Origin of the sequence: Niallia tiangongensis (assembly GCF_044704065.1) — a bacterium.
GTDB lineage: Bacteria > Bacillota > Bacilli > Bacillales > Cytobacillaceae > Niallia > Niallia tiangongensis.
Genome location: NZ_CP162613.1, coordinates 1,229,153 through 1,245,858, shown reverse-complemented (window position 1 = coordinate 1,245,858; position 16,706 = coordinate 1,229,153). Strand labels below are relative to the sequence as shown.

General features: G+C 35.5%; 14 protein-coding genes. 4 read left to right on the top strand and 10 right to left on the bottom strand.

Annotation, left to right across the window (positions count from 1 at the left end; all coding sequences use genetic code 11):
• Positions 1-4 precede the first annotated feature (4 nt).
• The 3 genes from AB3U99_RS06005 to AB3U99_RS05995 all read left to right on the top strand — a co-directional run bounded on the left by AB3U99_RS06005 (position 5) and on the right by AB3U99_RS05995 (position 2,977).
• Positions 5-181: a hypothetical protein gene (locus AB3U99_RS06005; RefSeq protein WP_400246313.1), complete on the top strand. Its 177-nt coding sequence runs from the start codon at positions 5-7 to the stop codon at positions 179-181.
• A gap of 567 nt (positions 182-748) precedes the next feature.
• Complete coding sequence (locus AB3U99_RS06000) at positions 749-1,651, top strand: PucR family transcriptional regulator (protein ID WP_400246311.1); 903 nt, start codon at positions 749-751, stop codon at positions 1,649-1,651.
• A 228-nt stretch (positions 1,652-1,879) separates the two neighbouring features.
• Entirely contained in the window at positions 1,880-2,977 is a 1,098-nt protein-coding gene (locus AB3U99_RS05995) for an ABC transporter ATP-binding protein (protein ID WP_400246309.1), read from the top strand.
• An 81-nt stretch (positions 2,978-3,058) separates the two neighbouring features.
• On the opposite strand, the gene AB3U99_RS05990 is transcribed toward AB3U99_RS05995, so the two are convergent.
• Positions 3,059-3,301, bottom strand: a complete 243-nt coding sequence (locus tag AB3U99_RS05990; RefSeq protein WP_400246307.1) for a hypothetical protein — start codon at positions 3,299-3,301, stop codon at positions 3,059-3,061.
• A 326-nt stretch (positions 3,302-3,627) separates the two neighbouring features.
• Here AB3U99_RS05990 and AB3U99_RS05985 point away from each other — a divergent pair, with 326 nt between their 5' ends.
• Positions 3,628-3,831 (top strand): alpha/beta-type small acid-soluble spore protein, encoded by a 204-nt coding sequence (locus AB3U99_RS05985; RefSeq protein WP_031535675.1) that lies wholly within the window; start codon positions 3,628-3,630, stop codon positions 3,829-3,831.
• An 82-nt stretch (positions 3,832-3,913) separates the two neighbouring features.
• On the opposite strand, the gene AB3U99_RS05980 is transcribed toward AB3U99_RS05985, so the two are convergent.
• From AB3U99_RS05980 to AB3U99_RS05940, 9 genes are all read right to left on the bottom strand, one after another.
• On the bottom strand, positions 3,914-5,926 hold the full coding sequence (locus tag AB3U99_RS05980) for an ABC transporter ATP-binding protein (RefSeq protein ID WP_400246305.1): 2,013 nt from the start codon (positions 5,924-5,926) through the stop codon (positions 3,914-3,916).
• On the bottom strand, positions 5,923-7,683 hold the full coding sequence (locus tag AB3U99_RS05975; RefSeq protein WP_400246303.1) for an ABC transporter ATP-binding protein: 1,761 nt from the start codon (positions 7,681-7,683) through the stop codon (positions 5,923-5,925). Before AB3U99_RS05975 ends, AB3U99_RS05980 begins: the two co-directional genes overlap by 4 nt.
• Positions 7,684-8,110: 427 nt before the next feature.
• Complete coding sequence (locus AB3U99_RS05970; protein ID WP_400246301.1) at positions 8,111-9,400, bottom strand: MFS transporter; 1,290 nt, start codon at positions 9,398-9,400, stop codon at positions 8,111-8,113.
• A gap of 755 nt (positions 9,401-10,155) precedes the next feature.
• Complete coding sequence (locus AB3U99_RS05965) at positions 10,156-10,608, bottom strand: helix-turn-helix transcriptional regulator (protein ID WP_400246299.1); 453 nt, start codon at positions 10,606-10,608, stop codon at positions 10,156-10,158.
• Between the two features lie 101 nt (positions 10,609-10,709).
• On the bottom strand, positions 10,710-10,865 hold the full coding sequence (locus tag AB3U99_RS05960) for a FeoB-associated Cys-rich membrane protein (protein ID WP_400246297.1): 156 nt from the start codon (positions 10,863-10,865) through the stop codon (positions 10,710-10,712).
• 13 nt (positions 10,866-10,878) lie between these two features.
• Positions 10,879-12,885 (bottom strand): ferrous iron transport protein B, encoded by a 2,007-nt coding sequence (gene feoB / locus AB3U99_RS05955; RefSeq protein ID WP_400246295.1) that lies wholly within the window; start codon positions 12,883-12,885, stop codon positions 10,879-10,881.
• Between the two features lies 1 nt (position 12,886).
• Positions 12,887-13,105 carry a FeoA family protein gene (locus AB3U99_RS05950; protein WP_400246293.1) on the bottom strand — a complete coding sequence of 73 codons (219 nt, stop codon included), beginning with the start codon at positions 13,103-13,105 and terminating at the stop codon, positions 12,887-12,889.
• 357 nt (positions 13,106-13,462) lie between these two features.
• Complete coding sequence (gene ltrA / locus AB3U99_RS05945; RefSeq protein ID WP_400243428.1) at positions 13,463-14,758, bottom strand: group II intron reverse transcriptase/maturase; 1,296 nt, start codon at positions 14,756-14,758, stop codon at positions 13,463-13,465.
• Positions 14,759-15,290: 532 nt separating this feature from the next.
• The gene (locus AB3U99_RS05940; protein ID WP_400246291.1) at positions 15,291-16,562 is read right to left on the bottom strand and encodes a methyl-accepting chemotaxis protein; all 1,272 of its coding nucleotides are present in this window, start codon (positions 16,560-16,562) and stop codon (positions 15,291-15,293) included.
• Positions 16,563-16,706 lie beyond the last annotated feature (144 nt).

Below are 16,706 nucleotides of genomic sequence, written 5' to 3'. Positions count from 1 at the left end.
TATCATGAAAAGAGCAAATAGAGATCTTGAATTTGAAGGCAAGGACGAAGTTTATTTAGATATCGACCGCATGATTAATGAAGGATTAGCTGGCGGTACGGTTATCAATAGAAAAGATAATACTAATATCGAGGAAACAAGAGAGCTGCCTGAAGAAGAACCTCCTCATATAGAAGAATAGCCGTAAATGCGAGGCTGGGACATAAGTATTTCAGCCATAATAAACCCGAACTACCATACGATAGTTCCGCGTGTGATTGTTCGGGTTTATATTGGTTTATAAAAGGCTGTTTCAGTAAAGATGGTGTTATTATCCGCAGCCTGAACACTCTTCGCTTTCCATGGGGCGAGCGCCAATCCTCTTCACAACTCACGTTCCTGCGGGGTCTCGGACTTTCTCGCAGCTCCCATAGGAGTCTACGTGTATTCAGGATGCTCCATCTTTCCAATTAATTAATTTTTTCTATTTCCATAATAGTTTATAGAAAAACAATCTTTAAAAAAGAATTAGTTTTTACACTGACTATATTTAAAATCATAAATAACTAGCATGAAAAAGTAGCCTTTATTTAAGAGCTAAATTAAGGATTGTTCGTCTTTACAGGTTGGCTATTTAGTTTTGTCCCAGTCTCTATTTTTGTTTTTCAACTAAACCTCTCTCCCCACCAACAACACTTGCTCCTTTTCTATAAAAAGTTATAAAATATACTTATGAAAATGTTTTTACTATTTCGGAGGTAGCCATCAATTGAAGCATAAATTATTAGCCTATTATAAACATAGCTTGGAGCAATCAACGCCTCCAGCCCCCTCACAGCTTTCCGATTATCATTGGTTCAAGACTAATTTTCAAGATGATTGGATTGGCATACCAAAGCAGGAGATGGATGAATCTCAGCTAGAATTATTAAAAGCATGCTATGATTTTTTTGAGCCTGATGAAACATTAAAAAAAGACGAGTATACCTGGAATCAATATCTTTATTTCAATGGAGAGCAGCCCGCCTTTAAAAATATTGAAACCTTACGTTTCATCCAGTTTCAAATTAAAGGAGATTCTGTTTCTCTTGAAAAAAAATTAATTGAGTCTGCTTTTAAGGGTTTTATTCATGCAAATAGTCTTATTATATGGAATGGCTTAAATGAAGGTGTGGTCATTGAGCAAAATGCACAATATTTAGAAGAGGAAGATTTTATTGCTCTTGCGCAAGCCTTACAATCCGATTTCTTTTTTTCTATTTGTTTTTATTTAGGAAAAGAAATGAATCCAAGTAGTCCAATCCCCACTATTTTTGGACAAGAAAGAAACCTATTTTCAAAAGGCTTGGCATTTATGCCAAAATCAAATGTACTTAGTATGAAAACGATCCTTCCAAACCTCTTAATCAGCCGACTAAGAGAAGACGAACTTCATTTATTTAAAGAATGGTTTTCGATTTTTGATGAAGATAAAGAACTTCTGCTTACCATTAAGACATTTATTGAAAACAATGGACACAGCACTAATACGGCCAAGCAATTATTTATCCACCGCAATACATTACAATACCGCCTTGATAAATTTACAGAAAAAACAGGATTTGACTTAAAAAATTATCATAGCTACATTACTACCTATCTTGCTTGCTTATATTATACAAGTGGTAGATAGCTCTTTCAAAAGCCATCAGTGGCTTTTTTCTTTGGCATCAGCTCTATCCTCCACTAAATGAATTAAATAAATAGATTTCCGCTATAAAAACTACCAAAATTCCCTGATCAAACAAGTTCTTAGGCATTTTGCTCAAAAATTTGTAAGCGTTTTTCATGCATTTCGCCGATTTGAAAACGGTATCAAAAATGTTAAAGTATAACTATAAAATAGTAGGGGGAGAACAAAATGGCAGAACTAGTGTTAAAGAATATTTATAAAATTTATGATGAAAAAGTAGAAGCGGTTAGAGATTTTAATTTACACATTCAAGATAAAGAATTTATCGTATTTGTTGGTCCTTCTGGTTGCGGTAAGTCAACAACTCTTCGTATGATTGCAGGGCTTGAAGATATTTCAAAAGGTGATTTCTTTATTGATGATTTACGTGTTAACGATGTTGCTCCAAAAGATCGCGATATCGCGATGGTTTTCCAAAACTATGCACTATATCCACATATGACTGTTTATGATAATATGGCATTCGGTTTAAAACTTCGTAAATTCCCTAAAGCAGAAATTGAAGAAAGAGTAAATAACGCTGCAAGAATTCTAGGATTAGAAGAATATTTAAAAAGAAAGCCAAAAGCATTATCCGGTGGACAACGTCAAAGGGTTGCACTAGGCCGTGCCATTGTTCGTGATGCAAAAGTATTCTTAATGGATGAGCCATTATCAAACTTAGATGCTAAATTACGTGTACAAATGCGTGCTGAAATTTCTAAGCTTCACCAAAGACTACAAACAACTACTATTTATGTAACGCATGACCAAACAGAAGCGATGACAATGGCTTCAAGACTTGTTGTTATGAAGGATGGAATCATCCAACAAGTTGGTGCTCCAAAAGAAGTATACGAAAAACCCGAAAATGTTTTTGTAGGCGGATTCATTGGTTCACCAGCAATGAACTTCTTTGAAGGAAAAGTAGTCGACAATAAATTAGTGATTGGCGATACTTCTTTCATCATTCCAGAAGGAAAATTAAAGACATTGCGCGAGCAAAATTTTGTTGGAAAAGAAGTTATCTTCGGTATTCGTCCAGAAGACATCCATGATGAATTAGTATTTATAAGCAGTTCAGAAAATACAAGTTTTGATGCAAAAGTAGAAGTATTTGAATTAACAGGTGCAGAAAGCCTTGTATACTCTACTCTATCTGGAAAAGAATTTGTTGCTCGTTTAGATTCCAGAGCAGATCTTCAAGCTGGTCAAACTGTTAAATTAGCGTTTGATATGAATAAAAGTCACTTCTTTGATAAAGAATCGGAACTTCGTATTCGTTAAATTCATTCTACTAATAAGCTTACCTTGCTATATGCTTGGTAAGCTTTTTGAAATATTTGAGAAAGTGTTCCCCTCTTCCCTTTATTCCTTTATTAATAAAATTTCTTCCTGCCCACAATGGGGACACTGTACAAAATGAGGGCATAAATGCGTAGATAAATCCTGATAGCCATCTTCTAGTTTCATCTGATCAATTGGCATATATGCACTATAATCATCATAGTAATCCATCACTCTCCCCTTGTCTTCTACTTGATATCCACAATTAGTACAAGTCTTTTCTAAGTTTTCCATACCATTACAAATCGGACATATAGAGCCCACTTGATATCCACCTTCCTTTATTCAGCAATCATGGACAATAACTCCTTACCTGATGGAAATTCCACTTTATCTCTGCCTTTAGTTTCTGTATTGAAATAGATACTATCCAACTGTTGTAAAAGGAATTAATTTCCTTCCTTTTTTGTGGAATAAGAACAAGAAATCCAACCATAATAATAGTACAAGCAACAACCAAGGCAATAACTAAACAACAAGTGTTACATTCTATTAATGGGTTATACCTAGTGGTAGTAAGAAATTTCTTACAAACTGGTGCAATTCCAGTTAACCCAACCAAAAAAACAACTAGAAGGAGCTGGAACACAATGGCAAACAACAATTCTTCAAATCAACTTTTAGTACCAGGAGTATCTCAAGCTCTAGACCAAATGAAATACGAAATTGCATCTGAATTCGGTGTAAACCTAGGTGCAGAAACTACTTCTCGCGCTAACGGATCTGTTGGTGGAGAAATTACAAAACGCTTAGTACAAATGGCGGAAAAGCAACTAGGTGGATTTCAAGGTTAATAAAAATTTTATATAATGGCTAAAGCCCTCCTATTTTTAGGAGGGCTTGCTTATTTATCTTTAAATGGAAGAGAAGTTATAGTTATCCTGCTAAACTCTCCCCTTGCTGCAACTGATACATCTGATAATATTTCCCTTTTAATCCCATCAATTCATCATGGTTGCCTTTTTCGATTATCTCTCCATGATCAAGTACGATAATTTGATCAGCATTGCGAATCGTTGATAGTCGGTGAGCAATGATAAAAGTTGTTCTACCTTCTTTCAGTACTTCCATCGCATGTTGAATGATTTGTTCTGTTTCGGTATCAATACTGCTTGTTGCTTCATCTAAAATAAGAATCGCTGGATCAAAGGCAAGTGCTCTGGCAAAGGAAATTAGCTGTCTTTGCCCGCTGGAAAGCGTACTCCCCTTTTCAATGACTGGTTCATCGTAGCCTTTTTCTAAATGCTTTAATACCCTATCTGCCCCTACATCCTTTAATGCTTTCTCCACGGTTGCTCTTGATATAGAAGGATCATTTAAAGTTACATTTGAGGCGATTGTACCAGTAAAGAGAAACGGATCCTGAAGAACAATCCCCATATATTTGCGAAGATCCTGCTTGGAAATAGACAGGATATCTTTTCCATCTATCGTAATCTTCCCTGATTGAATATCATAGAAGCGGAATAACAGATTCATGATAGAGCTTTTTCCAGATCCAGTATGTCCAACTAAAGCGACTGTTTCTCCTTGCTTTGCTTTAAAAGAGATATTTTTCAATACATAATCATTATCTTTATAGGCAAAGTTTACTTGATCAAACGTTACATTCCCTTTATAACGTTCCAGTGTAACATCCTTCACATCTAATCCAGATTCATCTAATAATTCAAATACTCGTTCCCCTGCAACAAGAGCTTGCTCTAAATTAGCTAGTTGATTGACAATCCCTTGAACCGGCTGAAAAAGACGATTAATATAGTCAACAAATGCATAGAGCATCCCAAGAGAAAGCGCCGTTGATGCATTTAAAGATTGACCTGCAATATACCAGATAAACACAACAAATACAATGTTTCTTAATACATTCACCAAATTATGGGAGGTGAGACTATTTAAATGGAGCATCTTATTTTGAAAGCGAAAATGCTCCTTATTTAAATCCTCAAAGTCTTCTCTTGTTTGCTTTTCTTTACCAAAGGCCTGAATGATATGCATCCCTTGAATAGATTCATTAACCATTCCATTAATATCACTGATTTTTGCACGAATAACATGATTATAACGGGAAGCAAATTTGCGATAGCCAATCATCCATATATATAAAATTGGAAGAAGAATTAAACATATCGCTGCAAGTGGCGGATTCAAAATAAATAGGGCAATATAAATTCCGATAATGTTGATTCCACTTGAAAAGAAATTTGAGAGCACTGTTACATATAGCTCCCTAATCGCCTCAGTATCATTTGTTACTCTGGCAACTACTTTACCAGCAGGAAGATTATCAAAGTATTTGATCGGCAACCGCTGAATTTGAGCAAATACGTCTTCCCGCATTTTTTGAATAATCCGGTTTGCTGATTTTTGTAATAAATAATGCTGGCCATATTGGAAAATAGCAGAAATAATAACTAATCCAAAATAAAAGGATAAAAGCTTTAAAATGGGCGTAATCTCTGGCTTATAAAAATCAAATACTTCAGAACGAGTTAAAGCAGTAGCAGGATAGGTTGCCATTTCCCCCTCTCTACTGATTGTCAGTGTGCCATCCGCAAATTGTCTACTTCCATCAAATGAAATAGTACCATCAACAAAAAGAAACTGTCTTCCAACCTGAAGTATTCTAGCTTCTGCAAGCATTTCTTCATCAGATTCAAGATATTCAGCTTTTTTATAAAAATTCCCGTTATATGCTACTGTATCGCTAGTTGCTTCTGTTTGATACCAAAGGGACTCAATCCCTGTTATATGATCATCAATTACTTTTTTTGCAACAAACGGTCCTGCAAGGTCAGCGATAACAGCAATTGTCAGCATGAGTAGCGCAGTTAGAATAATTCCTTTAAAGCTTAATGCATATCGAAATAAACGTTGTCCGGTAGTCATGCTTGCACCTCCACTTCCTCAGTCTTTGCTTTCGTCTGTTGCGTAATATACTGTTCTTTATACCAGCCATTCAAATCCATTAGTTCTTCATGCTTTCCATGCTCTGTGATATGACCATCTTCCATTACAATAATATGGTCAGCATGCTGCACAGCTGTCATTCGATGTGTTGTAATAATCGTTGTTTTTGCTTGACGTTCCTGCTTTATATTCGTAATTATCCTTTGCTCCGTTTTTGCATCTACTGCTGATAAAGAATCATCTAATATTAAAATTTCTGGATTACGGATAAGGGCTCTGGCAATCGATATACGCTGCTTTTGTCCTCCAGACAATGCGACTCCTTTTTCGCCAACGAGTGTCTCTAACCCTTCTGGAAGCATTTCAATATCCTGTTTAAAAGAGGCAATGTTAATTGCTTCCTCCAATTCTTTTTCCGTAGCATTTTCTTTTCCAAATAAGATATTTTCTTTCACTGTTTTTGAAAAAAGTACATGATCTTGGGGAACATAGCCAATCCAACCTCTTAACGTATATAAATCAATCGAATCAATGCTATTCCCGTTAATCTCAAGCTTCCCTTCCCCTTTTGGATATTCTCTAAGGAGCTGCTTTATAATTGTCGTTTTCCCGCTGCCTGTTTTACCAACAATGCCAACGGTTTCGCCTCTTCTGATTGTTAAATAAATATCATGAAGATTTTCTTGTTTAGATGATGGGTATTGAAATTGCACATCCTTTAACTGGATAATTTCTGGAATACCCACTTCATTTCCGCTTTCCGGACTGATGACATCCGCTTTGTAATTTAATGTTTCCTGCACCCGATCTAAAGAAGCATTCCCGCGCTGCATGATATTCATTAATTCCCCTACTGCAAACATTGGCCAAACAATCATTCCTAAATACACATTAAATGTAACAAGCTGCCCAATCGTTAACTGTTGCTGAAATACTAGATAAGCTCCATAACCAAGTCCAATTAAATAGCTTAACCCAACAAGAATCCGTATAGTAGGATCGAATAAAGAATCTATTTTAGCAACATGTAAATTCTTTTTGAACACATCTTCAGTGAAATGATGAAATTGCTTTTCCTCTTCTTTTTCTAAAACATACGCACGAATCACTCGTACTCCTGAAACAGACTGCAAGACACTATCATTCATATCACCAAAGGCATCCTGTGCTTCCATAAAGCGCTTATGGATTCTTTCCCCATATATTTTCATGATTACTGCCATTATAGGAAGTGGAAGAATTGCTGCAAGCGTTAACTTCCAGCTTACTGTTATGATCATCGTAATTAAAATGGTCAGCATAAATACCGTGGAATCGACCAATGTTAAAATCCCAAACCCAGCAGTAACCGACACTGCCTTTAAATCATTGGTTGCTCTTGCCATTAAATCTCCGGTTTTATTTTTTTCAAAAAAGGTTGGCGTCATTTTTAATAAGTGATTCATAAATTTGCTTCTTAGTTTCAATTCTAAGATATTTGCTCCACCAAATAACTTATACATCCAAAAATAGGTGATGATATACGTACTGATTGTGATTCCTGATACAACAAATATATACATCATTGTTTTATTGCTCGTTAGTGTTCCAATCGTTAGTTCATCGATAAACAATCCTAAAATTCTTGGTGGCAATACCTCAATAAATCCAACAATAATTAACAGAATTATAGCTATCGTATAACTTTTCCAATGCTCTTTAAAAAACCATTTTAATTTAAAAAATATCGAAAACATTCACTCATCCCCTGTCTCTCTTCTTTGCTGACTAGCCACTTTCTAAATCCTTTAACTCATTTCTCGCCTCTTTTACTGATACAATCATCGACTTTTCCTCCTTTACTATTCATTAGAAAATAAACGCTTTGCCCTTTTCGCATTCCATATTTTCCCACAAAAAAAAGAGACAGACCGCAACCATGCGACCCATCTCTGGATGATAGAAAAATACACAGGTTACCTATAATGGCAACCAGCTTTTTCTTGCAAAAAATTATCGATAAGAAAGAATAAGGTTACCAATGTATGAAGTTTTAATGGAGTAATGTCTATTTAATCTTTTCATCAGTAACCATCCTTTCTCTACATTTATTTTCCAATATAAATGAGATTAACACGTAGTTTTTATAAAGTCAATTGCAAATATTTCGAAAATCAAAAGAATTTAATAATTCAGTTGAACCTCTTTTTTCCCTGCTAACTTTTCTTTTGCTTCCTTTTCTCTTGCTAATCTTGGCAATACTAAACTGTAATAGCCACCAACAATAAGGAAACATATGCCAACAAACCAATAAATAATCTCTATAGAGAACCATTTAGGATAGCCGATTGAGATAATCCCGAGCGTAATGGACTGTGACAGCATCATTAGCGGGGTAATCCAGCCTTGTACCCTTCCCATCATTTTCGGCTCTATAATTGTTGGCATCCATCCACCAATTGCAATATTAATCATCGGTAACCCCAATGCTAATAAGAAACAAATCGTTAAAAAGAAAATGACATTTGTTGCATATGACGCTAGAATTGTCATAACAGCAATATAAAATGCTCCGATTATAATCAGCTTAAATAATTTTACCTTTTGTGTAAGAAGAGAAGAAAGGAAGCTTCCAATCATTACTCCTGCTCCAAAGACAATTCCGAAATAAATAGACACTTGTTCATAATTATCAGGAGCTAATTTATATTTCAAAATGAATACTTGCATCACACTAAATCCGCCATTTACAACCCCAAATGCAATAAATCCATAAATTAAAGCTAATAATAATTTATTAGAGAGAATGTACTTTAAACCAATCATAAAGTCACTCCATATAAATCGAATATTTAAATCTTTTAACGAGTGGCTGCCATTTGGCTGTCGAATTTCTTCACTCAGCTTCATTGACTTAATCAGAAGCCCGCTTATCGTTAAAGTAACAATATCAACTACTATCGCTCCATAAATCCCCAATGTCCAATATACGAATATACCAATCGCATTACCGAATAGCATAAAGACACTATTAACGAATTGATTAAGTCCTGCTGCAGTTGTATAGTCCTCTTTTCTTAATACCCCTTGAAGAATGCCTTGTTCCGCTGGGAAAAAGAATTTCTGAACAGCACTTCTAATAAATAATGTTAGAAAGATAAGTGGCATCCAGCCAGTAGAAACTGCCCCTAATAAGCATAGCGACATGGCTGCTGCAATCATCTCACAATGGTAAGCAATCTTCTGGCGATCCAGTCGATCAGCCACTACTCCAACAAGAAAAAACACTGCTAACGTTGGCAAGGAGAACATTAATTCCGTTATCGTGGCATAAGCTGGCTGCTCAGAGAAACGATCGAGAATATAAAACATAAAAGCAGTTAAACCAATAACACTCCCCATTTGTGATGTAACATTGGCAATAAATAGTCTGGTGAAGCTCTTGTTTTTGAAAATTTCTGTGAATTTTTCCATTTCTTATCCCTCATCCTTTAGTTGATGAGTTTATTCTATCTTTCTTCCTATAGATAATGAACATTCATGCGATGGTTTCTCATTCGGTCTATAGACGGAATGAAATTCCATTATTAAGCCCGATACCGAATTGTCTTCTTTGTGAAATAGAGCCTGGCTCCTTGATTAAAGTTGAAATGAGGCTGGGACATAAGCATTACATCCCGTGATAAATACGAACTATTATACAAAAAAATGTATAATAGTTCGTTTTTTTGAGGTTTAGAAAGAAGGTTTCAAAGTCTGTTGTTATTACCCGCAGGACACTCGACTCCTGCGGGTAATAGAGGACGCTTTAGAACCCGCAGTGCAACGAGGCTCAGCTTTCTCCCCGGCGCATCGTGTGTCTGTAGCGCAATGGAACGAACTAGTTCTTACACTTAACTATATTTAAAAACACAAATAACCAAGAATATGATAGCATAACGGTTATTTAATAGTAAATTAGAGATTGTTCGTCTTTACAGATTTGCTATTTAGTTTTGTCCCAGCCTCTTTTGCTCTTGTCTGATGCTGAAACGGGAACTCATTTTATCACCCAACAAGTAACCATTTCCACTCCATTGGAACAATACTATTTTGAATTATAGAGAAACATATTTTCATACAGTCAGGCTTTTCATTAAAATAGCAAAAAAATAGACTGCCCTTATTCGGAAAATTAGTCTTAAATAGAATGACTAACTCAGAATAGAATAGCCTAATTTATGCATTATTTATTCGCCTGTAAGTTCCTTAAAACGATTTTTCGATTCTTTTTCTTCAAAGCTAGAATAAATCCGGAAATGATCTTCATCAATAATTCGAAAATGCTGACTAATAATATTCTGTTGAAGAATGAATCCGTTCTTTTTTTCTAATTCTCTCCACCATACTTTTCCACCCATGGTTTTCTCTTTGCGATAATCCATTCCATCACGGGCAACGGTTTCTAATACCTCTAACGGTTCATTACCAAATAAAAAGCGAACTGTTTCTGTTTCTCTAAAAAGCGCGCAAACAGCTACTACAGTAGACCAACCTGCATATAGTCTACCTTTCTCAATTTGCACCAAGGTCTTTTTTGATAAACCAATAACCTCGGCCATCTTATCTTGGGTATATCCCGCTTCTGTGCGTATTAATCTCATTTTTTCTGATACACTCTCAATAATTTCTTCTCTTGTCAAAGTTTCTTCATTCCCTTATTAGTTATGTGTAATTTTACACCATTACTAATATTATAAGCTTCCTTTGCATAAATATCAATTTAAAACTATGAGATATCCTATTAATTATTTTTGTTCAATACTTCACATTTTTGTTCACAAGCTTTCTTTAAGGAACACGCTGCACATCTTCCCTTTTTCGATTGTTGAATGTGACGGAATAACCCATAACTTGCGTAACTAAAAATCAGAAAGCCGAGTAAAATGCTAATCAACATTCTATTCACTCCTTTAATTTAAACCGATCCATTTTCCGAGTTGATAAATTACAAAAGAAATAAGATATGCGAGAATAAGTGCATAACCAACAGAAAAAGCTGACCATTTTTTTGATCCTGTTTCTTTATAGATTGTAGCAAGTGTTGCTAGGCAAGGTATATATAATAAAATAAACACCATAAAACTATAAGAGGCTAGTGGCGTATAGACTTCACTTATTAAATGTTGCAGGCTTCTTGTATCAGGAACGGCATATATGATATTCATAGCAGAAATAATTGCTTCTTTTGCAAGAAATCCAGTTAATAAGGATGCTCCTGCTTCCCATGTTCCAAAACCAAGTGGTGCAAGAACTGGTGCCATCACAGAACCAATTAACGCTAAAAAGCTTTGGTCCATTTTTACATCTAATCCCCCTGGGCCTAAATAAGTTAATAACCAGATGAAAACAGAACCAGCGAAGATAAAAGTACCTGCCTTCTTTAAAAATCCTTTTCCTTTATCCCACGTACTTTTCCATAATACCTTTATACTAGGTAATCGATATGGTGGGAGTTCGATTAGAAAGATAGATTTTTCTCCTTTTAAAATAGTGGAGGAAAATAGTTTAGCAAGTAATAAGGCCATTACAATACTTAAAATATAGAGAGATAACACTATTATCGCTCCATTTTTTCCAAAGAAAGCTCCTATGAATAATGCATAAACAGGAAATCTTGCCGAGCAACTCATTAATGGTAACAATAAAATCGTTAATAATCTCTCCTTCTTTGTTTCGATAGTTCTTGCCGCCATAACCCCAGGAACATTGCAGCCAAACCCAATGATCATTGGGATAAAGGCTTTCCCATTCAATCCTACATTTTCTAACCATTTATCCATTACTAGTGCTACTCTAGACATATAGCCCGAGTCCTCTAAAAAGGAAATACAAAAAAACAAAATAAAAATTTGCGGAACGAAAACTAAAACCCCACCTACCCCTGCAATAATTCCATCAATAACAAGGGATTTTATAAAGCCTGTAGCTTGCAAACTTGTTAAAAGACTTGTTACTCCATTCGTTAATAAACCAGAAATAAAATAATCTAGCAAATCAGATAACGGTGTTCCAAACCAATCAAAAGTCATCATAAATAATATATACATAAAGACTATAAAAATAGGAAAACCTAAATATTTATTTGTTACAAGATAATCTAAATTATCCGAGATTGGCATTCGCTTTTTATCTGCTATTACTTCGACTCTTTGTACAATTTGGTCAACCACTTCTCTCCGTTTAAGATAGATTACTTGTTCTGGCTTTTTTCCTATTTTTTCACATTCTATTGTTACATAATCAATCAATGAGTCTATCTCTTGTTTTGTCAAAAGATTAGTTAGAAAGGAACGAATTGCTCCATTTCCATCAAGTAATTGGATTGTAATCCATCTTATTGAAAGGTCTGTTTTTTCTTGAAGCATGAGGGTCATTTTTTCTATTGCCTCTTCTATTATTTCTCCATAATGAATAGATAGCGTGTGTTCTTCATTCTCCATCGCCTGTTTAATAGTGGATGCTCGTGATAACTCCTCACAACCATTCCCTTTTCTTGCACTTATTGCAATAGTAGTTGCTCCTAAATAGGTTGCTAACAAATGATAATCAATACTCTTCCCATTTCTTTTTGCAATGTCTATCATATTTAAGGCAAAAATAACTGGTTTACCGTATTCTATTAATTGGATTGATAATAATAAATTTCGCTTTAACTGAGAGGCATCAATGATATTGACAATCCGACTCATCTTTCCTTCTAATAAATACTTTGTGACTACAGCTTCTTCTTCAGAGATGGGTGTTAAAGAATAAACACCTGGCAAATCTACTAAAATTGCCTTTTTATTTTTTAAAGTACCAATCTTTTTCTCTACCGTCACTCCATTCCAGTTTCCAACATATTCATATGTTCCCGTTAGATGGTTAAATAAAGACGTCTTTCCAGTATTCGGATTTCCCAAAAGTGCTAATTCCATCCTATACCCTCTCCATTTGCAAAATTTTCATATCTCTTTTTCTCATCCCAATTAATGTACCTTCATATTCCAAAATGCATGGTCCTTCAAATGGCAAAATTTGCTGGATAGTTATTACAGCACCCTCCATTAATCCAAAATCAAGTAATCTTCTTTGTAGCATAGAATTTCCTTCTTCTACTTTATTTATTTTTAATCTTTGTCCAACACTAACTTCCACCTTACTTCACCTCTTTTCCTTAATTGAGAATGATTATCTTTCTCTTATATGATAGTTATATCAATCACAACAACAGTATTCAATCTGCTTTATACGGATAATTGTGACAATTCAATGAATTTTAGAAATTAATGCATTTGTCCACTCCCCACTGAGATGAATTGTTTTACTGAAGGCTTTTAGTTAAAACTCTAGGACTTCTTCGAACATATTGAAATGGCATCTTTATCTAGGAAACTAGCTTTTGATAATTGCTTTCTTTATTTTTTTCGAAACCATAATCGAGTAGGAGGCACGTTACCGTGCCGACCTCTCACACCACCGTACGTACCGTTCGGTATACGGCGGTTCGAAAGTTTATGAAATCACCTTCATTAAGGATTTTAAACCTCGCTCTTGCCAATATTGATTATTTAGGGCAAGATGTAAGATAGGATTGTATGATAGGCGCCAATATCCCTTTCGGGAGTTGGCGTTTCTTCTTGCTTCATCGATGGATATTCCAAGCTTTCTCAGGTTTTTGTATTTCGTTTTGACCTTTTTCCACTCTTTCCATCTACAAGCTCTTAATCTTCTCCTAATATGACTGTCTGTTTCACGGGCATATTTCTTGATGTCCGCAATTTTAAAGTAGTTTCCCCAGCCTTGTATTAGTTGGTTTATTTTCGCGATACGTAATTCCATACTTACTCCCCAGTTTCGGTTCGTTAGTTTCTTTAGTTTTTCTTCAAACCTTTTCTTTCTCTCTTTTGGCACGAATACTCTAGTCTTGCTTCTATTCTGGTAAAAACTTACCCCTAAAAATATCCGTGCTATCGGCTTTCCCACAGCGCTTTTCTCCTCATTCACCTTCAGTTTTAATTTTCTTTCGATGAATTGAGTAATACCTTCTTTTACTCGTTCTCCTGATTTCATACTTTTGACAAAGATGTTGCAGTCATCTGCGTATCTCACGAATTTGTGTCCTCGCTTTTCCAGTTCTTTATCTAGTTCATTAAGCATGATATTGCTTAGTAACGGACTTAGCGGGCCTCCTTGAGGTGTCCCTTCTGTATTCGGTTTAACTAGTCCGTTCTCCATAACTCCTGCTTGAAGATATCTTCTGATTAATTTCAAGGTAGGTTTGTCTGTTATGGTCTTAGCTATTAGAGACATGAGTTTATCATGGTTAACTCGGTCGAAAAATTTCTCTAGGTCTATGTCTACTACGAAGTTGTATCCATCTTCGATAAATTGCCTTGCTTGTTCTATCGCTTGATGAGCACTTTTATTTGGTCTAAATCCGTAACTATAAGGACTAAACTGTCTTTCAAAAATAGGGGTAAGCTTCTGTACAAGGGCTTGTTGGATTACTCTGTCTGTCACTGTAGGGATTCCTAGCTTCCGTTTCCCTCCATTTGGTTTGGGAATATCAACCCTTCTTACTGCTTGCGGTTTATATTTTCCTTCCTTCATAAGTCCGATAATCTTTTGACCTTCTTCTTTCAAGTGAAGGTGAGTAGCTTCTACATCTTTCGCATCGACTCCTGCTGCTCCTTTGTTACTTTTGACCTTCTTGAAAGCTTTATTTAGATTATCTAGTTCTACTATTTTTTCCATTAAACTTATATCTGAATTTGATTTCATATTGTTTCCGTGTTTTGGAGATTGCATAAGGATAACTACACTCTATATGGAACTCACCAGCTTTCCGAGCCTTCTTTCCCATATAGTCATTATGTTGGCTGTTTCCTTGTTTCCTTATAAATAACTCTAACACGGTCTCTCCTTTCGTTCCGTCCTTCTCAAATTCGAAAATTTGATACTATGACTTCTGCTGACTTCTCTTGATTCAGCTATCTATCGCTAGATAGGTTCCTAGTAGGGTTTTCAAGAGATCTCCCGGGGTAAGTTCACTCGCTTTCTCCTCATATATCTGCCACATTTATTCCCATTTCATCTGTGGATATTTTGGACTTTGTTTTGTTTTGCAAACTCATCCTGAAATGGAAACCTCAAATGTGATTCGTGTACCTCAGACCGAGGATTTGTCTAGGGCTTCCTTCAGATTCCGCGTCACCACGGACACCCTTGCCTTCGACTAATGGTTCGCATATCCCAACGCCCATAGTGGACTTTCACCACCAAGCTAGTGAACATGCCCGGCACACAAAAAAGCCTTTGCTTCCAAGCAAAGGCTTTTCCTTTATAATAGATTAAATTTTACCAAGGAATCCTTCAATTCCTCATTACTACTCTTCATTACTTCTGCTGTTTTGGCCATATTTCCAATAGCAGATGTTTGCTCATCTGTACTAGAAGCAATTTGTTCAACTGCTGCAGCTACAGACTCTGATACTTCTGAAACCATTGCAATGGAACGGGAAATATGATTATTTTGTTCAACAACACGGTTAAGTTCACCTGTCATTTCTTTAACTGCTGCAATACTATTAATAACAGCTTCTGCAATCGCAGTAAATTCTTTTTCTGTATCCTTCACTGCTGTGTCTAATTCTGCTGTTTGGTTTGTCGTTTCATATATCGACATGACCGTACTTTCCATTTCTTTTTCAATATTTTGGATCATATCTTGAATTTGTTTTGTAGCAGAGTTTGTCTCTTCGGCTAAATTCCGAACCTCATTTGCAACAACAGAGAAGCCTTTTCCATGTTCGCCAGCTCTTGCAGCCTCAATGCTTGCATTTAAAGCGAGAAGATTTGTTTGTTCTGCAATTCTATTAATAGTGGAAGTAATTTTTGAAATATCTAGCACTTTTTGATAGAGACTGCTAATGCCAATACTTACATCGTTTGTAGACTTACTTGCATTCTCGTTACATATTTTCAGAGAATTAATCGTCTTTTGTCCATTATGGGATGCTTCTTGCGCATTTTCAGTCGCTTGTTTAATGATTTGATTTTTTCCTTCCATATTATCGATCGAATTAGTAAGACTATCAATCTCTCTTTTCACTTCTTCCAATTCGGACGCTTGGCTTACGGCTCCTTCCGCAATTTCAGCCATTGCTCTACCAATTTCTTCTGAACTTGCCAATGTTTCCTCTGCGATAACCGAAACATCATTTGCTTGATTCAACCCATTTTCATTCACCGTTTTTAAACTGGATACTAAAAAAGAATATTTCTCCTGTAATTGATCGATAGAATGGCTTAATTGACCAATTTCATCTTTCGACTTGTAGCTATATTCGACAGATGGCTGTCCCTGTAATACCATATTTACTTTTTCATTCAGGCGGGAGATTGCCTTAAATTTGCCTTTCATTAGAACATAAAAAACAAAAGAGCTTAATACAGTAATGATAACTACTGCGCCAATAAAGATTATTGCTGTTTCTGAATTCTCATTTTTGGCCACATAAAAGCCAACAAATGTACTAATTAATGTAGTTATTAGGATAAGCATATTCATTATAATGAGCGTTTTTACTTTAAAACTATTTTTCTTTTTCATTACGAAACATCCTCTCTTCCGCCGTCCATATTCAGGGGCCATTTCTAAGCAAACACTGATATATAAAAACGCTTTCGCTCATAATAGCGTTTCCATCAGAAAATGCCATAGTTATGTCTCTATATCTTTAATATCGGTACATTC

What these genes read in the sequence shown, in the direction of transcription:
- AB3U99_RS05980 (WP_400246305.1), bottom strand. Translation starts at nt 5,926, where the DNA reads ATGACTACCGGACAACGTTTATTTCGATATGCATTAAGCTTTAAAGGA.
- AB3U99_RS05975 (WP_400246303.1), bottom strand. Translation starts at nt 7,683, where the DNA reads ATGTTTTCGATATTTTTTAAATTAAAATGGTTTTTTAAAGAGCATTGG.
- AB3U99_RS05995 (WP_400246309.1), top strand. Translation starts at nt 1,880, where the DNA reads ATGGCAGAACTAGTGTTAAAGAATATTTATAAAATTTATGATGAAAAA.
- ltrA (WP_400243428.1), bottom strand. Translation starts at nt 14,758, where the DNA reads ATGCAATCTCCAAAACACGGAAACAATATGAAATCAAATTCAGATATA.
- AB3U99_RS05985 (WP_031535675.1), top strand. Translation starts at nt 3,628, where the DNA reads ATGGCAAACAACAATTCTTCAAATCAACTTTTAGTACCAGGAGTATCT.
- AB3U99_RS05960 (WP_400246297.1), bottom strand. Translation starts at nt 10,865, where the DNA reads ATGTTGATTAGCATTTTACTCGGCTTTCTGATTTTTAGTTACGCAAGT.
- AB3U99_RS06005 (WP_400246313.1), top strand. Translation starts at nt 5, where the DNA reads ATGAAAAGAGCAAATAGAGATCTTGAATTTGAAGGCAAGGACGAAGTT.
- AB3U99_RS05940 (WP_400246291.1), bottom strand. Translation starts at nt 16,562, where the DNA reads ATGAAAAAGAAAAATAGTTTTAAAGTAAAAACGCTCATTATAATGAAT.
- AB3U99_RS05970 (WP_400246301.1), bottom strand. Translation starts at nt 9,400, where the DNA reads ATGGAAAAATTCACAGAAATTTTCAAAAACAAGAGCTTCACCAGACTA.
- feoB (WP_400246295.1), bottom strand. Translation starts at nt 12,885, where the DNA reads ATGGAATTAGCACTTTTGGGAAATCCGAATACTGGAAAGACGTCTTTA.